17 protein-coding genes are annotated in these 25344 nt (G+C 34.6%); 1 reads left to right on the top strand and 16 read right to left on the bottom strand.

Features of this window, described 5'->3' with window-relative positions:
• Nucleotides 1-272: 272 nt before the first annotated feature.
• The 12 genes from GMD78_RS02955 to galU all read right to left on the bottom strand — a co-directional run bounded on the left by GMD78_RS02955 (nucleotide 273) and on the right by galU (nucleotide 18164).
• On the bottom strand, nucleotides 273-1106 hold the full coding sequence (locus GMD78_RS02955; protein ID WP_155667000.1) for a glycosyl transferase family 2: 834 nt from the start codon (nucleotides 1104-1106) through the stop codon (nucleotides 273-275).
• A gap of 22 nt (nucleotides 1107-1128) precedes the next feature.
• Nucleotides 1129-2607, bottom strand: a complete 1479-nt coding sequence (locus GMD78_RS02950) for an ABC transporter ATP-binding protein (protein WP_155667605.1) — start codon at nucleotides 2605-2607, stop codon at nucleotides 1129-1131.
• A gap of 21 nt (nucleotides 2608-2628) precedes the next feature.
• Complete coding sequence (locus GMD78_RS02945) at nucleotides 2629-3405, bottom strand: ABC transporter permease (protein ID WP_155666998.1); 777 nt, start codon at nucleotides 3403-3405, stop codon at nucleotides 2629-2631.
• A gap of 190 nt (nucleotides 3406-3595) precedes the next feature.
• A complete protein-coding gene (locus tag GMD78_RS02940; RefSeq protein ID WP_155666996.1) occupies nucleotides 3596-5665 on the bottom strand; it encodes a glycosyltransferase family 2 protein in 2070 nt (689 codons plus the stop codon).
• A 24-nt stretch (nucleotides 5666-5689) separates the two neighbouring features.
• Complete coding sequence (locus GMD78_RS02935; RefSeq protein WP_196493703.1) at nucleotides 5690-6043, bottom strand: hypothetical protein; 354 nt, start codon at nucleotides 6041-6043, stop codon at nucleotides 5690-5692.
• A gap of 210 nt (nucleotides 6044-6253) precedes the next feature.
• A complete protein-coding gene (locus tag GMD78_RS02930) occupies nucleotides 6254-7666 on the bottom strand; it encodes a hypothetical protein (protein WP_155666992.1) in 1413 nt (470 codons plus the stop codon).
• A gap of 163 nt (nucleotides 7667-7829) precedes the next feature.
• A complete protein-coding gene (locus tag GMD78_RS02925) occupies nucleotides 7830-11774 on the bottom strand; it encodes an SH3 domain-containing protein (RefSeq protein ID WP_196493702.1) in 3945 nt (1314 codons plus the stop codon).
• Nucleotides 11775-12040: 266 nt separating this feature from the next.
• A complete protein-coding gene (locus tag GMD78_RS02920) occupies nucleotides 12041-13981 on the bottom strand; it encodes a glycosyltransferase (protein WP_196493701.1) in 1941 nt (646 codons plus the stop codon).
• A 35-nt stretch (nucleotides 13982-14016) separates the two neighbouring features.
• Nucleotides 14017-14805 (bottom strand): glycosyltransferase family 2 protein, encoded by a 789-nt coding sequence (locus GMD78_RS02915; RefSeq protein WP_155666986.1) that lies wholly within the window; start codon nucleotides 14803-14805, stop codon nucleotides 14017-14019.
• A gap of 41 nt (nucleotides 14806-14846) precedes the next feature.
• Complete coding sequence (locus GMD78_RS02910) at nucleotides 14847-15977, bottom strand: glycosyltransferase (RefSeq protein WP_155666984.1); 1131 nt, start codon at nucleotides 15975-15977, stop codon at nucleotides 14847-14849.
• Nucleotides 15978-15987: 10 nt separating this feature from the next.
• The gene (locus GMD78_RS02905) at nucleotides 15988-17124 is read right to left on the bottom strand and encodes a glycosyltransferase (protein ID WP_343042085.1); all 1137 of its coding nucleotides are present in this window, start codon (nucleotides 17122-17124) and stop codon (nucleotides 15988-15990) included.
• A gap of 155 nt (nucleotides 17125-17279) precedes the next feature.
• A complete protein-coding gene (gene galU, locus GMD78_RS02900; protein ID WP_155666982.1) occupies nucleotides 17280-18164 on the bottom strand; it encodes a UTP--glucose-1-phosphate uridylyltransferase GalU in 885 nt (294 codons plus the stop codon).
• Between the two features lie 194 nt (nucleotides 18165-18358).
• On the opposite strand from galU, the gene GMD78_RS02895 reads away from it, so the two are divergent.
• Nucleotides 18359-19672 (top strand): nucleotide sugar dehydrogenase, encoded by a 1314-nt coding sequence (locus GMD78_RS02895; RefSeq protein WP_155666980.1) that lies wholly within the window; start codon nucleotides 18359-18361, stop codon nucleotides 19670-19672.
• A 52-nt stretch (nucleotides 19673-19724) separates the two neighbouring features.
• On the opposite strand, the gene GMD78_RS02890 is transcribed toward GMD78_RS02895, so the two are convergent.
• The 4 genes from GMD78_RS02890 to GMD78_RS02875 form a co-directional block, all read right to left on the bottom strand.
• Nucleotides 19725-20426 carry a glycerophosphodiester phosphodiesterase gene (locus GMD78_RS02890; RefSeq protein WP_155666978.1) on the bottom strand — a complete coding sequence of 234 codons (702 nt, stop codon included), beginning with the start codon at nucleotides 20424-20426 and terminating at the stop codon, nucleotides 19725-19727.
• A 202-nt stretch (nucleotides 20427-20628) separates the two neighbouring features.
• Nucleotides 20629-22266, bottom strand: coding sequence for an amidohydrolase (locus GMD78_RS02885; RefSeq protein ID WP_155666976.1), 1638 nt, complete (start codon nucleotides 22264-22266; stop codon nucleotides 20629-20631).
• 24 nt (nucleotides 22267-22290) lie between these two features.
• A complete protein-coding gene (locus GMD78_RS02880; RefSeq protein ID WP_155666974.1) occupies nucleotides 22291-23724 on the bottom strand; it encodes a sodium:solute symporter family protein in 1434 nt (477 codons plus the stop codon).
• Nucleotides 23725-23814: 90 nt separating this feature from the next.
• Nucleotides 23815-25272, bottom strand: coding sequence for an APC family permease (locus GMD78_RS02875; RefSeq protein WP_155666972.1), 1458 nt, complete (start codon nucleotides 25270-25272; stop codon nucleotides 23815-23817).
• Nucleotides 25273-25344: the final 72 nt, after the last annotated feature.

Here is a 25344-nt window from a genome sequence, read left to right as displayed (position 1 = left end):
TATAATATATATTAGACATATAGATATATAATTTAGATGTTACTCTTGGGCATTATAACACATCTTTAATAAAATGGGGCTTAACTAAAACAAAATACTTAAATCGAAAAATTTTAGTGTTGGTATTAAAAAGTAGAACCAAATACAGAAGCCCTAGTCAAAAGACTAGAGCTAATACAGGAAATTAACTTCCGAGAGACTATGTTAATATTAAGGTGGGGAGAGAACTAAATATTAATGAAATAAGTTGTCTCCCTAATAAGAATTTTATATTACATCTTATCAATTGTTTTCTTTATATAATCTACAGATTCTTTTAAACGTAAAGGACTATGTCCTAGATCTTTATCATAGTATAATTCAACTTTTATTCTATCAAAAAAATCTTCTAAATGCATTTGACCTAATCCAAGAATAAAAGGGGTTAAGTGGTGTGTTAAATCCCTCTCACTTGCTAGGTTTTGAAGATATATAATCTTTGGAACGTAATTGATATTTTCATAAAAAGATAGAACGTTAAGCCTATTAGAATAAATTTCAATAATCTCTTCTCTAGAAAGGTTAGGGTGTGCTCTGTTAAACATGGCATTCACATGTCTATCATAATAATTCCAGACTATAGTTTGGGGATTATTTACTAAAGCTACTGTTTCTTTTATAAATCCTGCCAGCATTAAAGACATAAATCCTCCTGCTGAACTCCCGTAGAAAAGAGTATTCTCTCTCTTAAGTTTTGCTTTATTAAGAAGTACTTCTAAAATTAACGCTATTTCTTTTAGATAATGTCTCTCTTGACATCCAAAACCCCAACCTAGATTTATTTGACCAAGGTATAGAGTAGGATCATTGTAATAGATTAAATTCTCGTCAAAATGCTTCATCCACTTATGCCTTTGAAAAATAGGTGGTTCTAATTCGGATGTTGCATCATAAGCTCCTGATCCGAACACAATAGCTTTCTCACTCTCTTGATTTAACCTAATTAAAAACTCAAATTTTACTTGTCCCTTTATAACTACTAATACTAATGGAGAGTCATCCACTGGTAAAGAAAAACCTTCTAATTGATTATAATCAACCGTATACCGTTGATAATTATTAAGCATATTAACTACACCTACTCTGATTTTAAATAGTTGATTCTTTATACTTCGCAACAGCTACTTCTGGATCACCATCAAAGATGATTTCACCTTTACTCATCCAAATTGCTCTTGTACATACTTTTTCAACAAAACTCATATTATGTGAAACAATAATTACTGCCTTAGCACTTTCAATAATTTCTTGAATTCTCTCACTAGCTTTTTGTTGAAAGCTTATATCTCCAGTTGACAATGCTTCATCTATAATAAAAATATCTGGTTTTAGTATTGCAGCAATGCTAAAACCTAATCTTGATTTCATACCACTAGAATACTGCTTAACTGGTTTATCAATTGCATTTCTTATTCCTGAAAAGTCTATTATTTCTTCATACTTCTCATCGACACGCTCCTTGGGAATACCAAGTAACATGGCATTTAAATAAATATTATCTCTACCAGTTAACTGCTGATTAAAGCCTGTTCCATAACCTAACAACGCAGATGTTTGACCTAATATTTCAATGTCTCCTTCATCAGGTTTAAAAATCCTAGTTAACAACTTACACAATGTACTCTTTCCAGCACCATTATGTCCGATAATACCAAGAACTTCTCCTTCTTTCACTTCAAAATTTAAGTTTCGAAGTGCCCAAAATTCTCCACCTTTTAAGTTAAAAGAAACTCCAACATTATTCGCTTTTATTATAGCATTACCACGAATTTGACTTTCTGTTTTTTCTAACTCTAGAATTCGACGTTTCTTTGGCTTTGCAGCAGGTAGACTGGCCTGATAGTTGCTAACTACTTCTTCAGGATTTCCATCTTCTCTTACCGCACCTCCATCTAACCATATTAATCTCGTACAGTGCCGCTTGGCATATCCTAAACTATGCGTAACAATAACTACCATCTTTGCCTGTTTGACTAGTTCTTTCATCTTCTCAGCAGCTTTTTTACTAAAATTAGCATCACCTGTGTTTAGCGCTTCATCCAAAATTAAAATCTCAGGCTGTAGGTGGGAAGCAACACTAAAACCTAGTCTTGCTTTCATTCCACTAGAATAGTACTTCATTGGCTGATCCAAAAAATCTCCTAAATCAGAGAACTCATGAATGTCATCAATGTACTCGGTAATCTTTTCTTTTTCGATTCCAAGCATCATCCCGTTAAGATATACATTTTCCCGACCTGTAAGTTCTTGTTTAAATCCCATTCCAAATGAAAATAGCGCAGTTACTTTTCCATCTACTTTCATTTCTCCTCGATCTTCTTGAAGAATTCGTGAGATGACTTTACTCAAAGTAGTTTTACCAGCTCCATTAGAGCCAATGATACCTAGAATTTCACCTTCATATCCTGCAAAATTTATATCCTCTAAAGCCCATACTTTTTTTTGCTTTTTATTTTTTTCTTTATTTGTGAATAAACGTAAAGCCTTTGATTTTATATCATCTTTATTACCTGAATAGAAGGCTACTCCCACTTTATTAGAACGGATTATTTGCCTTTTGTTATTCATTATTAGATCATCCACTTTCTATTAAAGAGCTTTAATTATCTTGTGCTCATTTTTACTGTAATGGTTAATCATAATCACACTTATGACAATAGAAATTAATAGAATAACTCCTAACCCAACAAAGTTTGGAGTTGTATTGTACATTAAAATAGCACGATAAGACTCTACAATTATTGCTATTGGATTATAATCAATTGCCCAACTATATTCAGCTGGTAACCTCCCACCTTCCCAAATAATTGGAGATGCATAGAAAAGTATTCGAATGACATATGTTAATAAATTATCTATATCACGCACAAAAATATTGATATATCCTAGCAAAAGCCCTACCGCAAATAGGAATATTATAGTAATCAAAATTAATAAAGGTAAAAATATTAATTCCCACCCTGGCATAACACCAAATAACAGAAGAAATACTCCAACTACTATTAGTCCAAAAAGAAAATTGAACAATTGAGACAAAACAAATGACATTGGAAAAATTGCTTTTGGTAAGTATACCTGATTTATTATAGAACTATAACGTAAAATCGACTTTGCAGAGGCATTAATACTAGAACTGATCCACCGCCATACAACTAGTCCAATAACTAGGAATAATGGATAATTTGCATCGCCTCTTTCTAATACTATTACTACTAGGAAGTAGTATACTAAAACATTAAGCAGTGGATCTAAGAGCCACCAAAAATAACCTAGATAACTATTGCGATGCTCAGCTTTTAGTCCTGATTTAACTAAATATATTAATAAGTCTTTTCTCATTAGTATTTCTTGTATATAACTCTTCATAAGTGAAACTCACACCGCCTATTTCTGTCATTAATATATAAATTGATCAATTAATTTGCATATAATACTAATACTCAAAGCATTATATCACAGTAGGGATGATTAATAAATAAATATAAAACGACTCCATTTTATAAAAAGAGAGGAAAATCCGCCATATAAATCGACTATGACGGATTTTTTTAAATGATTATATATTTTTAAGTTCTTCTGTTGTACACCATTCTATATCTTTTACATTCATTGTCTTAATTAGATTTTTCTCTCTGTTCATTCTGGTTTCACTTGATTTATCCTCATCAGCTGCATATGTTTTTCCATATTTGATTTTTGGAGCACTATCTAACTTATAATCCAAAATTCTTGGAGTTAGGAATATCATTTTCTCCGTGCTTATCTCTTCATTAGGAACTAATAAATCAATCTGATGTTTACTAGCTAAGTAATAAATATTATTTGCTATTGTCCTTGAAGGATTTCCATTATAATCTGGCCAATGGAACAATGCTACTTTTTCATAGTTATTAGTAAACTTCTTAAGCATTTCATCTAACAATTCTTGATCAGATTCACTCGAAAAGTCTGCAATAACAACGATGTCATATTCTCTTACTTCTGGTCTTTTGAGCATGTTTGGAACTGGACATGGAAAATGTCTATTGACCTGAGTTGGATCCATATATAAATCTTTTGCAGACTCTGCCTGTTCATGCCACCATTGGAAGGATTCTCGATACGTTCTTCTCAAACCGAAATGAATCGTTTTTACATGTGTGGTGCTTGTTCCTGTCAATGAATTCTCATTTGATAGAGCAATGGACAGCGGAATAGTAGGTTCGACTCGAATAATACTTTCATCACCATAAATCTTCTCGATTCTCCATAAAAACTCGGTATCTCCAGCAACTCTAACGCTGTCCCAACCACCAAGGTTGTCTATGACACTTCGTCGAACTAGTAACGATGAGGAATTCATCATTAAAAATTTTACACTTAATAATGAACCAGCATTAAGTGGACAAATATCCTTTGATGCCCGTACTAAATAAGAAATCGATCCAACTGCCGATGGGTTTTTAATCAATGCTTTTAGCTGTATTTCAATTTTTTGAGAATGAGACCAATCATCACTATCATGGATTGTAATAAAGTCACCAGTTGCATACTGTAGACCCGTGTTCCTTGCTGCGTATGCACCTTCATTATTTTCTTTTTTTATAAGTTTAACTCTCTCATCTTGCTCAGCGTACTTTGAAACTACCTCTGCAGTGTTATCCGGGCTACAATCATCTACTACTATTATTTCTATATTTTGTATGGTTTGTTTTAATAAACTATCCAATGCAATATGAATTAAATCTGCAGCATTATAGGCAGGGATAATCACCGATACTTTAAATTTATTTAATCCTTTATCTATTGCAGTTGTAGGTGTATAGATATTTTCTAAATCTAATGGTTTTTGTTCATCAATTTTTCTAATTTGGTTATAGCCATTTTTATCATAAACTAAATTATACCAATTTAGTCTTTCTAGCTCTTCCTCAGCGAGATGTGCCATACTTAAGCATAAATTCGTTTGAAGACCTCTAGAGTTAATTACTTCCCATACTTTTCTTCTAGCTGCCTTTATTTCACCTAACTTCTTCATCACTTTAATCTCAGTTATAACACGATCAGGATTAGGGTTATTTATTGGTTTTACTTCATTAATATATTCAAGTTCTTCATATGCTTTTTCGTATTCCTGATGATCATAATACCAACGAGATAGACTTCTTGTTGCTCTCATACGTTCATTCATTGGGGCATTTTCTGAGTTTTTTAATTCAAGAAGTTCCTCCAAAGCATAATTAGAGTAACCACCCCATAATTTTCTATCTAAAGCTCTAGCATTATATTTTTCATTTTCTGACTGAACTACAATATCTTTAACAGCTGTATTAAATTGTTCTTCCGAGTCATTTTCCTTAGATTTTTTTACTACCTCACCAAGTTTCCGTACTGGTAAACTTAACTTCCAAGAACGACTTTTATTGATTTTATCAAGTTCTTTTTTATTTTTACTTCTTAAAGCTGCTTCACGTTTATACCTATTCTTTACACTATGTAATTGGTGTTCTACCTTCTTTATTTCTTCAGCTAAAAAGATGCTTTGTTCTTCCTCTTGGGCTAATAATTCCTCTAGTTCATTTCTTTTTTGTAAAAGTTCTTGTAAATCACTAGCATCTAATAATTGCTTCTCTATTCCTTCTGTCATTTTTTTCACCTCCAAGTCAATATGTTATCGTTTATTTCTTCTTCCTGTAATTCCTTTAAATACGGAACCAACCATTCTCATAGGTGCCATTACCTTCCACGAGGTGCTATTTAGGATCTTATTATATTCTTTTAAATAATACTGTTGTTCCTCTGACACACTATGTAAACTAGATTTATAAAGGTTAATCTCTTTTTCATATCTTTCGATTTTCTCTAGCATTTCTCTGTTTTCAGAAGATTTATTATTATATTGATTCTCTAAGTTAAAAATTTCTAATTCTAATTTTATCAAATTATAATACCTTTTTTGTTCAGCAAAAATCTTATCGAGATCATTTTTAGTAATTTGTTCCCTATCTTTCGATGCAGATTCCAAACCATTCACATCCTCTACCAATTATTCATATATATTATTTACTTTATTATTAATTTGAAACTAGAAAACTACATACTTTTTCACAATTATTCCTTTAACCTACTTTTAAAATAATAACACATTAAAAGCCTCTCTTTAAACATTATTTAAAGGGAGGCTAAAATTAGTTAGTCTAAGTATTAGATTAGAACCTAAACGTTTTAAACATCTTTAGGATAATACTCCAATCTCAGAGAACTTCTTGTCATAGCGAGCAGTAATTTTCAACATAATCTCTGCTCCAAGCCTTTCTTTTTCATCTAGACCGAAAGCAGATTCATATAACGGGCGGCTATTAAATCCTACTAATGAATATATTGCCGGATCCATCTCATTTAGCATATTGGCTCCCCACATACCCATTCGTTGCTCCCAGTAAAATAAATCACTTACATCTACATTAAACATTCCATTACTATAATTTGCTCTCTCTATAAACCCTTTAGTTGATTCTGTTACAAAATTAATAAATTCTTCACCAGGTTCTTTTATTCTTTTTGTTTTATATAAATTAACAAAGTCCTTTATCAGGTCTCCTGACATAGAGGTCTTATGTCTGCTGTAAAAACCTCTAATGATTTCTCCACCAAATCCACGAACAAAAGCCTCATTAGGTTGAACCACTTCGCCCATATGCGCTGTTAATCTTGAAAAGCCTCTTGAATAACCAGTTGCAGCACTAGCTTGTTTACCAATATCTGTAAATGTATCACTATCCATTTTTTCCGAAGGATCTAAGTATACATGAGGACACCCAAGATGTTCCTTCATTTTAGCTACTATTGGCACCTCTTTTTCTGGAAGCCGTTTACCTGTCCAAGTTATTAACCTAGGCTTTACACCTTTTCCCATTATTCCAGCAACCAATGCTCTAGTGTCTACTCCTCCTGTTAGTCCAAGTAGTAAATTATATTTTGGGGAATAATATTGGGTGAAGCTAAAAAGATACCGATCACATTGTTTTAAAAAGTAGCGTGTAGACACCGTCTTTATAGGTTTTCTTGGCCAATACCGAACTGTCTTTTTTTCATTCATATCATAAAAGTTATTAGGTACCAAAGCTTTAATATTATCATACATGGTCACATCACCAGGAAGATAACCTGTACCCCTCGCTTTATATTCAGGCAATTTTATAAAACTCCTTGCCTCCTCACTAACTTTTTCATTAAACAAGGAAGCTACTAAAGCTGAATGTGAAGCAACACATACCTCCCCATTTTGCAAATAATATACAGTTCTAGATCCGAAGGGATCATGGAGTATTTTTGCCTGTGATGCGGTAATAAGGAATAAAGCAAATCTTCCAGTAATACAATTAAATGCTTCCCAATTATCTTCCTTCAATAGGACTTTAATGATATGAGTTAACTTTTTTCTTCCTTTACATACAAACGCTTCACCGATCAATATTGCAGTTCCATGACTAGTTTCGACTGTTTGAACATTCACTTCCGGATGAGTATGTATATAATATCCATTTGTTTCAAACTTGTCCCAATTTTTGATTTCGTCCAAATTAGGACGCGAGGTGTTCTTATATATCGCAAACCCAAAACGATATCTCATAATATTAGAATTCATATCGTCCCTCCTTAATTATAGCACCAAATTCACTATATATTTATGTAACTTGAATAGTAACATAATACTTAATAGAGTATATCATGTCAATGAACCACAATTGTAAAAAACAAGAAAAACTACCCATTGAATTAACAATAGGTAGTCTAAATTAGTTTGCTTATTACTTATAGACAGGAATATCAAAGATTAGATTGTAATCTCCTTTGGAATAAAAACGGGTATAATATGCAACTTGTTTATAAGCCCAGCCTATATCTGTTGCATATTGATGGGTAGCATATCCATTTTGGTCCATTTTAGCTGGATTCCAACGCATAGAGTATAGGGTATTTTGCCCAGCATAAATGTACTTTTGTTTTGCAAATTCTGCTCCACCAATAATGGCATCTTCTACTGTGAACCAGCCTTCTTCATAAGCTCTTTTCGCTCCTCCATTAACCGCATTACCATCAACTGCCGCAATTCCAAAGAAGTTATAAACGGTCTTGCCGTTATATTCTACTCCTCTAGCAAGTGTTGATGTTCCGTGTCCTGTTTCTAGTAGAGCATGTGAAATAAGGTATAACTCATTAATCCCTGCTCTTTTTGCTGCTTCTCTAAAAACATCTTCCATTCCATCTAATTTTCCTTTTCCCTTTAATAAGTCTTTTAGTTCCGATGATGGAATACCTGTGTAATATCTAAGATCAAGAAATTGATACTTCTGGTTATTATCATTAATAAAATTTGTTGGATCTAAATAATACTCCGTATCGTTACTTGTTGCGTTCTTCCAGTCTTTGTCATAGATAACTTTATACCAATTACCTGTGCTACCTATAATCGTAATTCTACTTCCTTTAGACATTGTTCCAAAACTATGACTGTTTGAATCTGGTTCCATTCGCATATTTACATTTGCTGTAGTTTCACCAATAGCTGGATCAACTAATAATGTGTGAGCATATAATATTTCTCCATTATAATCAATTTTATACCATAACTTACTCCCGCTAAAGCTATCTCCCACTACTCGGTCCAAAATTTCTACTTTTGTTCCTCCATTTAGGGATTTAGAAACATACTTATCCTCTAGAATTGGAGCGGTCCTTACATTAACGGTTGATCCGGAAATTTGTGAATCTTGAATAATTCGAATATAGTTACCATGCGCAAAAGCTGGTACCCCAATATATTTATCCGTTTGTGGTGAAACCTTCATTTGTATACTCAAGGCATCCTGAAGACTAATATTATATTCCGTAAAGTTAATCATTTGGCTAACAGGAACAATTCGATCTTTAGCATATTCTAGGTTTGCTAATGCTCCTTCTACAATATAATCAGGAATACCAGGTGAATTAATTAGCTTCTCATACCGACTTATAGCTCCACGGAAGTCCTTATTTTTGTGAATTCTAATTGTATATTTATATAAATCATATGCGCTAATTTCTAACCCACTTACAAACCTTTCATCAGACGGATAGATTACGTATCCTTCAACAAATGCATCAAATTTCCCACTAACTGTGGTATGTTTTAATGCTAAATTATACAAATCATTTGCTTTAGGAACTATTTGACTATTTTTAGCATAGCGTTTTCTAAGTTCTGCTTCTAAACTAATATGACTAGGAACACTTACTGTAGATATTAGTGTATCATAACGATCAATCGCACTATCATATTGACCACTATCATGATAGCGAATAGCTAGGTTTAGAAGAGAAATAGAGCTTTCTTCAATTCCAACTTTAAATCTTTCATCATTACGGTAAAGGATATTACCTTTAACATATAGATCAAATATATAGGATGCTCTTGTTTCCTCTTGTGCCTCATTGTAAATTTGATCCGCAGTTGGTAAAACTTCCCCCGAATCAGCATAACTTTTCTTTAAAGTAGTTTCCGTGATTAGATCATCATTTTTCACAGGTAAATCTAGTATTCTATTATATCTATTGAGAGCAGTAGTGATATCACCACGTTGGTGAACTCCTGTTGCCCATTTTAATAATCCATATGCATTCTCTATAACAAGGTTAACCATAAGAGGTTTCTCACTATAAATCCAATAGCCTTCAACAGCTATATCCAATTTTCCAGAAATAGTAGCTTCCTTCTCGATAAGTGCCTCATAATCTTCTGCATTAGGTGCAAGCTTTTCTTCAACAGAATACTTTTGAAGATACATTGCTTTTGTTTCATAACTATCTGGAACACCTTCTGTAATTAATAATTTTTCATAGCGAGAATTTGCATCAGTAAATCTTCCTTGTGAATGGTAACGTTCAGCTAGCTCAAGTAATTTTTTTGAACTCTCTGCTAACCCAGTAATGAATCGATCATCTTCTGGATAGAAATAATACCCTTGACTATTCATTTCAAATAAGCCCGATGCTGTTGTTTCTTCTCTGACCAGGTTATAGATTACATCTGCAGGACGTTTACCAATTTTAGCATCCGCTAATTTACCTTGCGTCTTTTCACTAGTGGAGTCTAATATGGAAGGTGAAGCTAATATTATTTCGTAACGTTCAATTGCAGTAACAAAATCACCAGCATTATGTTTTCTTACCGCATAATCAAATAATGCTTCAGCACTATCTTGAATCCCTTTAATGAAACGCTGATCATCTGGATAAAACTCATATCCATTTATAAAAAGATTCAACTTATAAGATGCTCTACCTTCTTCTACCGCATCCTGATAAATAGCATCCGCGGAACGCTTGCCAACCTCTGCATCGGATAGTAGCGATTCTGTTTTATTTCTAATCGATTCGTTGATATATGTTGTAGATATAATGATCTCATATCTATTTTTAGCTGTAGTAAAGTCACCGTTATCATGTTTACCTCTAGCCCAAATTAATAGTTGTTCTGCTGCATGATTCATTTCTGTTTCAAACTTTTCAGATTCTGGGTAATAAAGAAAGTTCTCAACACTTTTTCTGAAGATTTCCGATACTTTTGTCTGTTTTTTGTATTCCTCACGTAGTGAAGTAGCAGTCGGGATAGTGTTACGATTTTCTGCTTTCTCTAAATGCAAAGCAACTGAATCCTGAAGTGATTTAGATGTCACTGGACTATCTAGGATCTTAAGATAACGGTCAATTGCTGTACTCCATTTACCAGATTGATGTTGCCCTCTTGCCCAACTCAACAACAACTTGCCACTGTCATTCACTCCATTGATGAAGTCTGTATTATCTGGATAGGAGTCATATCCCTCGATATAAAGTTCTAATTTTCTAGATGCACTATATTCATTTTTTGCTTCTTCATAAATAATCTCCGGAGGCCTTTTCTCTTGGAGTGCTTCATTCAGACGAGATTCTACTTTTGAAAGAAAGCTAGAGGTAAGTGCATCAGAAGTAAGTAGTCGTTCATATCTATCAATTGCCGTATCAAACTTTCTAAGGCCATGTTGCTTAATTGCCCAATTATATAATAACTCTGCACTTGAACGAAGACCTTCTAAAATTCTTTTATTATTGGGATAGTACGTATAGCTTTCTATAAATGCATCAAATCTACCAGAAGCTGTCGATTCTGACATAGCCTCATCATAAAGTTGATCTGCTGTAGGGTAGTTCGTTTTATTAATAGCGTATTCTTTTTTCCATGATGCTTCATCACTATAAGTACTGCTTATCCCCTCGACAGTTATTATATAATTATATCTATCGATAGCTGTATCAAAATCCCCACTATTGTGCTTACCACTAGCCCAATTTAATAGATTTCTTACACTTTCATTTAATCCTGAGATGATTTTTTCGTTTTCAGGATAATAACTGTAAGCCTCTTCGAAAATTTCGACTCTTTTGGTTGCAGAAGGATCATTCATCCCTTCTTCATACCATTCATCTGGAGTTTTCGTACTACTTGTTGTAGATACTTCCCTTGCTTCTTCTTCCTTTTCTACCTCTGCTTCGTCCTCGTTACTCACCGAAAGTTCAGTCGATAGGTTGACATCGTCTTCCTGTGACGTAGGATCTTGTACTTCCTCAACTAAATCAGTCTCATTTTCAACATCTACATCATCACTAGTTTCAGCGAAAACGAAGGTAGGTATAAGGAAAAAACAAATTAAACTACATAAAATTCTTCTCGTCATGCAAATCCTCCTAATAGATAAAATCATTCTATTTTAAGTAGACTATCAAAGCGTATTATAGAAGGATTCGAATAAACCTATCCTCTATTATTCTATTTTTGGACTGCCGTCACTTTCATAGTCCACCCCCTTTTATACTCTACTTAATATATTAGTAGAATATTTGTCGAAAGTAAATGGGGGGATACTACTATTGTCGCTTTATATCGAATAAAAAAGAGCAAGAATACGGAGATTATTTCCGCTTCTTGCTCACAAAAAAATAGTTATTTCCAGTCGTAATTTGAAAGAGAAATGTGATTTAGTTCTTCATTATACTCTTCAAGTAATTTATTTCGAATCGAAGAATCATAAGGAACCCAGATACAATTGGAATTGTAATAGCTTGTTAAATGTTGTTTACAGTTATTGAAATGATAATACCTCTGACCATTCTCTACAGGTAAACGATTAACAACAACGTAGACTTCTTCTGGTTCAATATCAGGTATATAGTGTTGAGATGCTTCTAGAACAACTGGATTTATAATGATTAATTTCAAACATTTAATTTTTTCTCCGTATACTAGCATTTGTATTTTTTCACCATCAATCAAACTTCTATATGCCTCATTTGTCTTGTTGTCTAAATCTAAATTAAATTGATTTATTTGTACAAGTCCGATGCGTTCATGTAGGTTAGATCTTCGTTTTATTTCGTTTAACGTAGCCATAGTGTACACTCTGAAATCAGTAGCAATAACTATTTCAAAATGGCGTTTCCCAAAAGGCTTTTCTTCCCTTAGGGGCCACATTGGCTCAGGAACAGGAAATAGCCTTTTCATTTGAGGATAGGGATAATACAAATTATCAGCACGGTTATGGTAATATTCAAGACTTTCCACATATTCTTTTCGTACTCCTTTAAAGAAGCCATTGTATCCAAATGCAGAGCTTCCTGTTAAGGATGAAACGGATTGTCTTGGTAATGATAATGGACCTGTCTGTAAATCTACATAACGTTGCACGCCAAATTCTTTTAATAAACGACGTTTAAACTCACCATCCGCAGCAAATCGAACACTATCCCAAAATCCTATCTTCTCAATGACAGGTTTGCGCCTAAACATAATAGAAGACATATTAGGAAAAATATATTTACCTGGAGTACCTCGACGATATAATTTAATTTCTTCTGTTAAGCGGGCATGTTCAGATGTATTTGCAATGATATGCTCGTTCACCAACAAGTGCTTCACTTGTATTTCAATTTTTTGAGGATGAGACCAGTCGTCTGAATCATTAATCGTTACGAACTCTCCTGTTGCTTCTTTTAGGGCTATATTTCTCGCAACATATGGTCCACTATTAATTGGGGTATTTAAAAGTTTAATCCTAGAGTCCTTTTCCGCATATTCCCGAACTACTTTCACTGTATCATCTGGACTACAATCATCTACAACCAGCAGCTCGAAATTCTGCCATGTTTGGGCTAATAAGGAATTAATCGCTGTTTGGATACCTGTCTCCGCATTATAAGCCGGTAGAATAATAGATACTTTTGTCTCCGCATTTTCTACTGGTTCTAACACTTCAGTGGATAGATCATCATAACTTACAGAAACCGTTTTTCCTGAGAAGGATATAGTAGATAGATTATAATAATCAAAAGCCTTGTTTATCCAGTTGAGTTTCTTTTCAATCGAATTCTCTAAGTTGGCCTTTGCTAAAAATAAATCTGGATGCTTATCCAAAGTAAGCATCTGATCTATCGTTTCTCTAGCTTCTTGACCTTTATTTAACAAATCCAGACATTCTGCTTTGATTATCGCTATCCTTCTAAGTTGATCCTTATTTCTCTGCTTTAGTGAAGCTGCCGGAATAAGGGTTAACGCTTTTCTTGCACCATGCTCAGAATATTGATTAGCATGCCATAAAACTAGTTCCCATGCAGCTGTTCGCTTTATATATGGATCTTTCGCATTCCCATAAAATTCTTCTAATGCATCAAGTCCTTTTTCTTCCATACCTAAATTATATAGATGGTATTTTATTTTTTGCAGTTTATTTCTTTCTATTAGTTTTTTCCCACTGATTAGTCTTTTTATTTTTTCCTTTACATTCTCCGATAACAAGCTACTTAAAAACTTTCGCTGATTCTCATTTAAAACAGTAAAAAGGAACCAATCCATGGGGAAAGAAAGTATTTTCTTGAAAATGTTCTTCACCGCGGTCAGCCACCATCCTTGATTGATTAAATTATTTATTTATTCTTTGATGATACCTTGTATTTAATTGTATTTTTCACACCCATAAAGGTATAATGAGTAAAGTACCAAAGGCTTTTTAAAATTCCTAAATTTTCAACATTCCGATACACATACCATTGTCTTTTAGCAGCTTTAAACTTATTTCTAGATATAGAATTCTCAACCGTCCTATACTTGGATAATACTTCCGGCAATCCATAGGCACGAAAACCTCTCTTCGTTATTTCTAACCAATAAGCATAATCCTGCCTAGTTCGTATGTCTATCATATCCAAACGACCAACTTTATCACGATCGATCATTACTGTTAAGCAACCAATTACGCAATGCCTTAACAAGTCATGGTAGCCTACGGACTTTGGAGCTTTTGACACTACATTTCTTATTGTACCATCTTCGTCCATCCTTCTATACTTTGTAAATGAAAAAGCAATATCCTTTTCCTGCATAAACTTTAATTGTTTTTCAAGTTTTTGAGGATACCAAAGGTCATCACTATCTAAAAATGCTATATATTGTCCCTGTGCATTTTTCATTGCTGTATTTCGAGCAATTGCAGAACCACTGTTTTCAGGTAAAATATGCAGTTTAATTCGTTCATCTTTCTTTTGATATTCTTGTATAATGCTCACCGTATTATCAGTTGAACGATCATCCACAATAACCATTTCCCAATTTGTGTACGTTTGATCAAGTACAGACTCAATTGTTCTCGATATAAATTTTTCCGCATTAAACGCTGGTGTTATAACTGATATTAAAGGGTAATGTTGTTGTGACATATTTCCCCTCTTTTCTATAAATATCTATTTGCATTAAAAGTTTAGCTCTTATCAAGTAATTCCCTATACCAACTAACAAGTTTTTCCTCTTCTACACTCCAGTTTAGTTTTTCGACTACGGCACTCTTGCCATTCTCACCCATCCGGATTACTTCTTGCGGGTTATTTCTTAAAAATTCAATAGCCTCTTTAATCTCATGTTCGTTATACGGATCGACTGCAATTCCACACTCATAAGTTTCCATAAACTTTTTCCAAACTGGAAAGTTCGAACAAATAATAGGTAGGCCTGCACTCATATATTCAAAAAACTTGGTCAACTCTTTCTTCATGTAATGTTCAGTTGGTGGAAAAAGTGCGATTCCCGCTAGCCAGTTACGGCTAACGTATTTTGCTTCGATATCTTCTTTCTCTATGAAACGATCAATCCCTACAATCTCAATCTGATGTTGTTTATCATTTGCAATTGTAAAAATTTCATCAGCTATTGATTGGTTACATTTGCCTACAAATTGGACAGATACACTAGGATCAATCAAAGGTAACTTTGCATGGATCAATGCTCCCCTTACATGGGTAACATTTCCCGTATATAATAAGCTATCTTCCACTGGACTATTCTCTCGTTGATGATTAATTATATTATCGTTTATGATTGGATAATTTAATATACATTTTCCCCTGGGATAAATATCTTTATAATATTTTTCTGCTAAGCAAAGTTCGATCTTTTTCGCAAAGATATTCTCCATAAACTTATACGCTGATGCCACCAGCTTTTTAATGGGTTCTTTCATATATTCTTTCTGCATAATACTTGTTACGTAGTCTTCGTGAATATCATAAATTACAACATTACTTTTCTTCTTTAAAAGCCAACCAACTGGTAATAACTCCGGGTCATGAAAATGGTATACATCTGCATTTAATCGTTTTGCTTTCTTGTATACATCGTAAGTTCCAAATATCATTCGCTTCAATCTGCTTGAATATGACTTTAGCTTAATATGTTTAATGCTTCCATTATTTCTAGATTCATTTGGATCTTCTTGCGCAATTAATGTTACATCATATCCAGCTTGATGTAATGACTTACATTCCTTATGGTAAATACGTGGATCGTATGGGTGGTGTACTGTCGTTAAATGTACTACACGTTTGGATAATTCCATTCCCTACCTCCTAATTCCTGTCGCTAATCCTATGAGTCGCATGTCGCATAAACACTTCTTCATATTGCTTTACAATAACTTTTGCATCAAACTCTTCCACCCGATGTAGTCCCCTACTAACTACTTGGTGCAGTTCTTCTGTATTATAGGATAAAACATCGGATATTTTATTCGCCAGTTCATCTGCATTACCTACTTCACATAACCTACCGTACTTTCCATCTTCCAATACTTCAACTGCACCAGGTTTACACTTTGTAGATACAACTGGTGTACCACTTGCTAGAGCTTCTGCTAATACATGCCCAAAACCTTCTCGTCTTGAGGATAGTACAAATAAATCCGCATGTTTAAAATAAATATATGGATTTTGCTGAAAACCAATAAAATGTACTTTGTCTTGAATATTTAATTGTTTAGCTTTGTGTTTTAAGGTGTTTTCTAATTCGCCCTCACCTAAAATAAATAGATTTGAATTGAATTTTTTATTTACTTTCGCAAAAGCTTCTAGTAATGTTTTATGATCTTTATCTGGTACTAGACGTCCAGCAGTTACAATCTTTTTTTCTTTACTAGTAAAGATTGAGTCATACTGTTCATGTATCTTGCCATTTAAAATGCTAGAGTGTATCCATTCAATATCTACTGGATTATAAATCACTTTAATCTTATGTGGATTTACCTTATAGCGCTTTACTATATTATCTTTTACTCCTTGCGACAAAGCAATTACGCTTGGAGCAAGCTTATATAAAAAGCCATATGCTAGTAGCTTCAGATTACTAGTAAAAGATCCCCCTAAAAAGGCCGCTTCTCTTACAATGTTTTTTGCTCTACTAAAAGAAACCAAATTAGCAAGAATAGCTACCGTATTATAATTGGGAATAGTACTAAATACAATATCAGCATTTTCCCTTCGAATTACTTTAGCTAATGGTAGAATTGCTGAACGTAATCTTGTTGTTGATAATTTAACAAACTTTACATCTTCTTTTAAATATTCCTCATAGTTTCCAGTATAATTTAACGTTACAAGAATAGGCTTAAATTTGCTTCTATCTATTTTATTTAAAATATTTAACATTGTCCTAGCAGCTCCACCAGAACCTAATTGGTAAATAAAAAATACGATTTTAATCTTCTCCACAGAATCCAGCCTTCCAATCTTTAAAATCTACCTAATGGACTAAATTTACACTCAAAAGATTATACCATAGCGTTGGCAATTTATAAATTATTGCACCAATTAATAGAAGAAAGGAATTCAACTCCGATCTGTCAAATTCCTTTGTAATCAATATACTATTTATAGAATGATTGTAACTTTCTTTCCATATATTCCTTAATATCGTCATGTAAGTCCTCACGTAATAACGCAAAATCAATAGTAGCTTGTACAAATCCCAACTTGCTTCCTATATCATATCTTTTACCATTAAAGTTATAAGCTAATACTTGTTGTTTTTCATTTAATTTTTCTAAAGCATCTGTCAGCTGGATTTCTGCATTTTTACCAGGTCTTTGATTCTCTAGGATTTCGAAAATTTCGGGTGTAAGGATATAGCGTCCCATAATGGCTAAATTAGAAGGTGCTTCTTCTTGTTTAGGTTTTTCTACTAATGAATCAATTGCACTAACCGATGGACCTAAATTTTTAGTGTTTAAAGGTTTAACAATACCGTACTTTGATACATCTTCCCTCGGTACATCGTGAACCCCAATGATAGATTTTTGGTGTTCATTATACACCTCAATTAGTTGCTTTAAGCATGGATCCTCTGACTCGACAATATCGTCTCCAAGCAAAACTGCAAATGGTTCATTCCCAACAAAACTATGTGCGCAAGAAATTGCATGGCCAAGTCCCTTTGGCTCTTTCTGTCTTATATAATGGATATTAGCTAGATTAGATATAGTACGGACCATCTCTAGTTTTTCTTCATCACCTTTTTGAGCTAATTTTTCCTCTAATTCATAGGAAATGTCAAAATGATCTTCAATTGCTCGTTTTCCTCTACCTGAGATAATGATAATATCCTCTATACCCGAAGCCACAGCTTCTTCTACTATATATTGAATAGTTGGTTTATCTACGATTGGAAGCATTTCTTTAGGCTGTGCTTTTGTAGCAGGTAAAAATCTTGTTCCTAAGCCCGCAGCAGGAATAATCGCTTTTTTTACTTTCATCGACAATTTTCTCCTTTTTTTATTATTAAATTAATTTTATCATATTGGTTTATACACTCCAATTTTATTACTGTTATTAGAAAAATGCATTGATATATATTACAATATATAATAGAAATTACTATACAAGGTTATGATATAGCTGTATAGTAATAATGATATTTTCTATAAATTGATGAAAGGGTCGAGAAAATATGAGCTTATTTGACAAAATTCAGTCAAAAGATGAAAAAATTTCCGTTATCGGGCTAGGTTATGTTGGCTTACCATTAGCTATTGAATTTGCTAAGAATTATGATGTAATTGGATTTGATATAAACACTTCTAAACTAGATAAATATCTAAGTGGTGTTGACATTACAGATGAGGTTGGTGACGAAGCTGTTCAAAACACTACAATGAAATTTACAAATAATGAAAGTGAACTGAAAGAGTGTAAGTTTCATGTAGTTGCAGTACCAACACCAATAAATATTGATAAAACCCCTAACCTTAAACCCGTTATTGGAGCAAGCGAGACTGTTGGTAGAAATTTAACTAAAGGATCTATTGTTGTATATGAATCGACTGTATATCCAGGGACAACGGAAGAGATTTGTATCCCTATTTTAGAAGAAGTCTCAGGACTTACATATGGAGAAGACTTTAAGGTAGGTTACTCTCCAGAACGTATAAATCCTGGTGATAAAGTTAATACATTAACTAAAATTATTAAAATTGTGTCAGGATCTGATGAAGAAGCTTTGAGTGAGATTTCTGCGGTGTATGGCTCCATCATTGAAGCAGGAGTACATGAAGCAGAGTCTATTAAAGTTGCTGAGGCTGCAAAAGTAATTGAAAATTCCCAACGCGATATCAACATTGCCTTTATGAATGAGCTTTCCATTGTTTTTAATAAGATGGGGATTAATACAAAAGCAGTATTAGAGGCAGCCGGAACGAAATGGAATTTCTTAAAGTTTACCCCTGGTTTAGTTGGGGGACATTGTATCGGAGTGGATCCATATTACTTTACATATAAAGCTGAACAGCTTGGTTACCACTCTCAAATCATATTATCAGGTAGAAAAATCAATGATGATATGGGGAAATACGTTGCAAGCAATATTATTAAACAAATGATTAAAGCAAAACAGGATATTGATGGAGCAAGAGTGGCTATCTTTGGATTAACATTTAAAGAAAATGTTGCGGATGTTCGAAACACTAAGATCATTGATATCATAACTGAATTGAAAGAATATGATGTTGATGTGTTAGTACATGATCCTGTAGCCGATCCTGAAGAGGTTTATAATGAATTTGGCATTGAATTAGTAGATATCGACCAAGTTAAAGATGTAGATAGTGTCGTATTAGCTGTTTCACATGATGAGTTTAAAGAAACACACAATGTAGAAACGTTGGATAAATTATATAAGAATGACAAAAAAGTAATCGTTGATATCAAGAGTATTTTGGATAGAAAAGAATTCGAATCCAAAGGGTATCATTACTGGAGTTTATAAACTTAAAAAACCACTGTTTGATATTTTCAAACAGTGGTTTTTAGTTTTATTATTATCGAGTTAGATACAGATTGCTATATTTTTCTAATTCATCTGTAGTTACTAGTACCGATGGATAATTTCCTATGGATGTCATATCCTCTTCCCGATTAACCGTCCACACCACTAATTGCACATCCATGTCTTCACACTGTTTAATATGTTTATCTTTTACAGAGTCATATTTTACAGCAAAGTAATTAGCATTTAATTTTTTTATTAAATTGAAGTGAGATTTTTTGACCCTACTAACTAAAGGTCCGATATGTAACTCACTTGAAAGCACACGTAATTTTGCAAGGGTTTTATGATTAAAGGAAATAATATAAACTTGATCAATCATGTCTAATTTCGAAATAACCTCATACACTTTTTTTTCAATACCCGGATATAACTCTGGCTTTTTCAACTCTATCGATACAATGATTTGATCCTTAGCTAACAGTAGAGCTTCCTTTAAGCTTGGTATTTTTTCATCCGGTTCAATGTTAAATTGTTTTAACTCTTTTAATGTGTAATTTTTTATTTCACCTTTGCCATCAGTCATCCGATCAATGGAATGGTCGTGCATAACAACCGGAACGCCATCCTTACTTAAATGAACATCCAACTCCATATGTGTAAACCCTAAGTCAATTGCCGCTTGAAATGAAGATAATGTGTTTTCTGGATAATTTCTTGGATAACCACGATGAGCAACTCCCCTAATTCTCATACCATTCTCCCCCTAGCAATTAGATATACTCTCATTCTAAAGATAGAATATTAAGGAAGTATGAATTAGACTTGAAGCAATTGTAAAATTGGGTGCAGATTGGGGGGATTTGGGGTCAGGTCCCTCGTCCCAGTCAGCTTGGGGGTCAGGTCCCTCGTCCCAGTTGTTTTAATTTTCTGTAAGTGGGACGAGGGACCTGACCCTACGTATAAACCTTCTCTCCACCAATGAATGTTGCTATAACTTTTATATCCTTGATCTTCATTGGGTCGATAGTAGTTGGGTCCGCATCAAGCACTGCAAAATCAGCTAACTTTCCAACTTCAATACTACCTGTATTCTCTTCATCAAAGTTAAGTTTGGAACCATCTATCGTCATCGTACGTAATGCTTTTTCAACACTGATCCGTTGCTCTGCTCCTAAAACATGTCCTTCTCTCGTCACTCTGTTCACAGCTGCCCATATAGAGAATAACGGTGATATTGGTGTGATTGGACAATCCGAATGCAAGGTGTATAAAAGCTTCCGTTTCGATGCATCTGCGAGTGGATTCATTCTACTCGCTCGTTCTGGTCCTAAGAAGATATTTTTATGTCGATCTCCCCAGTAGAATACATGATTAATGAAAAAGGATGCTGCAACATCTAGTCGCTTGAACCGATCGAGATCTTCAGATGTTGCTGTTTGTACATGCTCAATTCGATGGCGATGATCAGAACGAGGTTCGTTTTCTAGTGCATACTCATAAGCATCTAGGATGGAACCGATTGCTCGGTCACCATTTCCATGAATCGTAATACGGAATCCGCGTTTATGAAGATGTAGAATTGTCTCGTTAAAAGTATCTTGATCATTAAGAAGCTCTCCGTAAACGGTTGGATCATTATAATAGGGTTTTCGAAGTGCTCCTGTCATTCCTTGAATAGAACCATCCTGGAAATGCTTAGCACTATCTAGCTTGGCATTTCCATTGGTACGGGCTTGTATTTCCTCGTCAAGCTGCTGTGCGGTATAGTCCTTAAATTCATCATTTAATAAATAATGAAGCAGCATAAGACGCATGCGTAATGGGTTATCTCCATTTGCAGAAGCTTTGATATGAGCCTCATACTCAGAAATCCCTTGATCCAGTCCAACCCCCGCATCTGAACTTGTTGTAATCCCTTGAGCGAGGTAATCCTGTGATGCTTCTCCGATTAATGTAGCAAGTTCATCTGCTGAAGGCTCTGGTATGATCGCTTGAACTGGATCTAACGCCGGTAGCTCGTGTAAGACGCCATTTAATCTCCCATTTTCATCTCTTCCAAAATGGCCACCCTTAGGATCTGGTGATTCTTCGTTCACACCAGCTAACTCCAAGGCTTTTGAATTTGCCGCCGCAAAATGAACAGAAATATGACGAAGAAATACGGGATGGTTCGGTGCTACAGCATCTAATTCGTCTCGAGTCGGATGACGTTTTTCTTCTAACAAGGTATCGTCATATCCCCAGCCCATCACCCATTCGCCTTCTGGTGTCTCTTCAGCAAGATCTTTAACTCTTTTTAGGATATCTGAAATATTCTTGTTTGGCGGTGTACTACAATTAGCTTGTTTACGAAATTGGGCGTACATCAATAAATGATTATGCGTATCAACAAATCCAGGGATCAGTGTTTTTCTCTGTAAATCAATTACTTCTGTATCTTTTGTAATATATAATTCATCTGATGGAGGTTCTGGCTGTAGCCACACTTTTTTAATGCGGCCATCCGAAACGGCTAGTGAACCTGCCTTTGGATTTTTTTCATCGATAGTTAAAATGTTGGCATTTTTGATTACGAGATCAAACGTACTCATGATGCTTCCCCTCTTTTCACTGGTTTAAGCTTCTTCGGTTACTTTTGCTGATTCTAGGTCTTCCCAGTACACTGCTCGAACCTGTTCGGTGTTATCGTGCTGGGTGAATAGGCTTATTAAGACCAAGCTGATGATCGATACAGCGAATCCAAATATCGTGTGGTCAAGTGCAATACCTAAGAATGGCCAGCTCAGTGTTGCAATTAAGGCTAGAATCATACTTCCTATCATGCCGACTTTTGTAGTTCGTTTCCAGAACATAACAGCTAAGAACGGGAAGACTAGTACGGTTGCTGAAAGTCTTAATGCCCATTGATATGCACTTGCAATGTCTGTTACAAAATAGGATACAAATAACCCTAATACTGTAATAATCACAACGGTTAGTCTTGCTGTCACCATTAGCTGTTTGTTGTTAGCATTCGGTTTTACTAAACGCTGATATAGGTCACGTGTTAGGTTGGAGCTTCCTTGTAAAATAAATGATGTCGCACCAGTCATAAGCGCTGCTAATAGACCGATGAACACGATACCGCCGATTGCTGGTGGTAATAATTCTGCTGTTACATAAGAAAAAATCAAGTCTGGATCCATATCTAATGGTACGTATTGACGAGCGATCACTCCAATTGAGTATGGTAAGATAGAAATAGCACCGGCAATAACGAAACCAGTGACTCCAGCTTTTCTAGCGACCGTCTCACTTTCTGAAGCAAATATTCGTTGCCATGTTGATTGCCAAACCATATAGAATGGACCAACAGATAATGCATAAAGCAATATTTCTCCTAAGCCATCTGGACCAAGTGGATTTAGATATTCTGCAGGGATATTGGAAATAGCCTCCCCGAATCCTCCTGCATATACGATACTTGCAATAAATAGAACAATAATACCGATTATAACGATGATCGATTGTATGGCATCCGTAATAATTGTTGCTGGTAATCCACCTAAGATGGTAAATCCTAAAATTAATGCAAATGACAATGCGATTCCTGTACTTGGTTCAATTCCAAGAGTAATGTGAAAAATTGTAGACATTCCAACCATTTGCAAGGCAAGTGTTGGAACAGAATAAATAAATGCGGAAAGGATCGATGGAATGATTCCCGCTCTTCCTCCGAAACGCTCACCGAATAGGTCAGCTAATGTGTATAGACGCTGTCTTCTAAGTGGTCCAGCGAATGCGACGATTAGTAGTAAACAAAATATAATTCCTGGTAATGCAAACTTGAAAAATCCTGACATTCCTACTGTGAATCCCATGCCGACCCAACCAATAAATACGGCTGCGCCACACCATGTACTAATGATCGTTCCAGTAATTTTCCAAAAGCCTGTGTTCCAGCTTCCAATCAAATACTCATCATAAGTTTTTACCTTGAAAAAATAATAAAAACCCATCGCAAACATTAAAATAAAATAAACCAAAATATAACTCAAATACCACGCCATGTTGTTAATACTCCTTTTTGGGACATTTAGGGTCAGGTCCCTTGTCCCAGTTGTTTTAATTTTCTGTAAGCAGGACGAGGGACCTGACCCCTATTTATTTTCCGCTTCAATTTTTTCGTTCCCTAGAATTAGATAGTTTAGTTCTTTTTCTGGGATTTGATTAAATTCTTTACGTTTGATGATATAGAATAGAATTCCTAATCCTATCCAAATAGCTAAGGCAATTCGTGATTCGATACCTAGAAATGCTGGTGATCCTGGGATTAGTAATAGCCCTAAGAACACTAGACTTGCTGCCATACCAATTGCTGAAATTACTTTTTTCGTTGGTGCTACAACATGTTTCGCGGCATTGAATCCAGGTCCCATGTTGGTTTTAAATAAGGTAAATGCTGTAAAACATGTATAGAAATACGCTACCGTTACACCAATAGATGACATGTCTACGACCCAAAGTAATGCTTCGCGACCAAACCATGGAGCAAACATAGATACAATGACAGTAAAAATAATCCCCACATATGGTGTTTTATGCTTCGGATGTAGCTTGGAGAAAGCATCTGGAATAATTTTCGCACGTGACATTGCAAATAACAAACGACTTGATGAAATAATAAATCCATTTAATCCTGTAAATACCCCCATTGTTAATGCAGTCACCAAGATGATTAATCCCATCGTTCCAAGTAGTTCTTGAACAGCAGCGCCAGTCCCCCATACTTCTCCTTGAGCAACAAGACTTTCCCATGGTGCGATCATCGCAGTTGCTAAAATCATAAGACTATATAAAATTGCAGCAAAAAGTATCGCTAAAATAATTAATGTGAATGCTTTTCTAGATGAAAAATGAAATTCTTCTGCCGCCTGTGGTACGTTATCAAATCCAACGTATGCCCATGGAGCAATCGCAACGATGGAGATAATCGCAGCAAATGCAGTTGTCTCTGCTGGAAACATTGGCGCAACATTTGACAGTCCTGCACCTGGTTGTGCCCCAACTAATAACGTTAAAGCTACTACACTTATAACCATTACACTACAAAAGATAAATTGCATACGACCAGATAGACCTGTCCCACGAATATTAAAGAATCCGAAAATCCCTAACGCTACTGACGCAACAACAATTTCCATTCCGTATACATCCCAGCCAGCGATTTGGTAAAGCTTTAGATTTTCAATTAATGCTGGGAAAACAAATTTAAACATAAGTGCAAATGCAGAAGCATTTAGAGCTACAATACAGATGTAACCTAATGTTAAGAACCATCCGGCAATAAATGCATGTGTACGTCCTAAACTAATATAAGAATAAGCAAACTCCCCACCTGATACAGGGAAGCTTTTAATCAGAAACCCATAGCTTACAGCAATCAGCATCATTAATAATGCACCGATTCCAAATCCTGCAATTACCCCCATTGGACCTGCTGATGACATCCATGTTGTTGGCTGTACAAAAGCACCCCAACCAATAGAGGAACCAAGTGCAATGGCCCACACCCAGTGTGCTTTTAATGATTTCTTCAATGTCGTTCGTTCTTTCATATATAATAAACCCCTTTATTATTTCGTTATACTAAATAATTATCTCAAAATCCTGCTTCAATTACATGTTAG

The sequence above is a fragment of the Ornithinibacillus caprae genome, from assembly GCF_009728145.1.
Classification (GTDB): domain Bacteria; phylum Bacillota; class Bacilli; order Bacillales; family Amphibacillaceae; genus Ornithinibacillus; species Ornithinibacillus caprae.
Note: the sequence above shows the minus strand (reverse complement) of the source record. Positions and strands in the feature narration are given on the sequence as shown.

What these genes read in the sequence shown, in the direction of transcription:
- GMD78_RS02955 (WP_155667000.1), bottom strand. Translation starts at nt 1,106, where the DNA reads ATGCTTAATAATTATCAACGGTATACGGTTGATTATAATCAATTAGAA.
- GMD78_RS02950 (WP_155667605.1), bottom strand. Translation starts at nt 2,607, where the DNA reads ATGAATAACAAAAGGCAAATAATCCGTTCTAATAAAGTGGGAGTAGCC.
- GMD78_RS02945 (WP_155666998.1), bottom strand. Translation starts at nt 3,405, where the DNA reads ATGAAGAGTTATATACAAGAAATACTAATGAGAAAAGACTTATTAATA.
- GMD78_RS02940 (WP_155666996.1), bottom strand. Translation starts at nt 5,665, where the DNA reads ATGACAGAAGGAATAGAGAAGCAATTATTAGATGCTAGTGATTTACAA.
- GMD78_RS02930 (WP_155666992.1), bottom strand. Translation starts at nt 7,666, where the DNA reads ATGAATTCTAATATTATGAGATATCGTTTTGGGTTTGCGATATATAAG.
- GMD78_RS02925 (WP_196493702.1), bottom strand. Translation starts at nt 11,774, where the DNA reads ATGACGAGAAGAATTTTATGTAGTTTAATTTGTTTTTTCCTTATACCT.
- GMD78_RS02915 (WP_155666986.1), bottom strand. Translation starts at nt 14,805, where the DNA reads ATGTCACAACAACATTACCCTTTAATATCAGTTATAACACCAGCGTTT.
- GMD78_RS02910 (WP_155666984.1), bottom strand. Translation starts at nt 15,977, where the DNA reads ATGGAATTATCCAAACGTGTAGTACATTTAACGACAGTACACCACCCA.
- galU (WP_155666982.1), bottom strand. Translation starts at nt 18,164, where the DNA reads ATGAAAGTAAAAAAAGCGATTATTCCTGCTGCGGGCTTAGGAACAAGA.
- GMD78_RS02895 (WP_155666980.1), top strand. Translation starts at nt 18,359, where the DNA reads ATGAGCTTATTTGACAAAATTCAGTCAAAAGATGAAAAAATTTCCGTT.
- GMD78_RS02890 (WP_155666978.1), bottom strand. Translation starts at nt 20,426, where the DNA reads ATGAGAATTAGGGGAGTTGCTCATCGTGGTTATCCAAGAAATTATCCA.
- GMD78_RS02885 (WP_155666976.1), bottom strand. Translation starts at nt 22,266, where the DNA reads ATGAGTACGTTTGATCTCGTAATCAAAAATGCCAACATTTTAACTATC.
- GMD78_RS02880 (WP_155666974.1), bottom strand. Translation starts at nt 23,724, where the DNA reads ATGGCGTGGTATTTGAGTTATATTTTGGTTTATTTTATTTTAATGTTT.
- GMD78_RS02875 (WP_155666972.1), bottom strand. Translation starts at nt 25,272, where the DNA reads ATGAAAGAACGAACGACATTGAAGAAATCATTAAAAGCACACTGGGTG.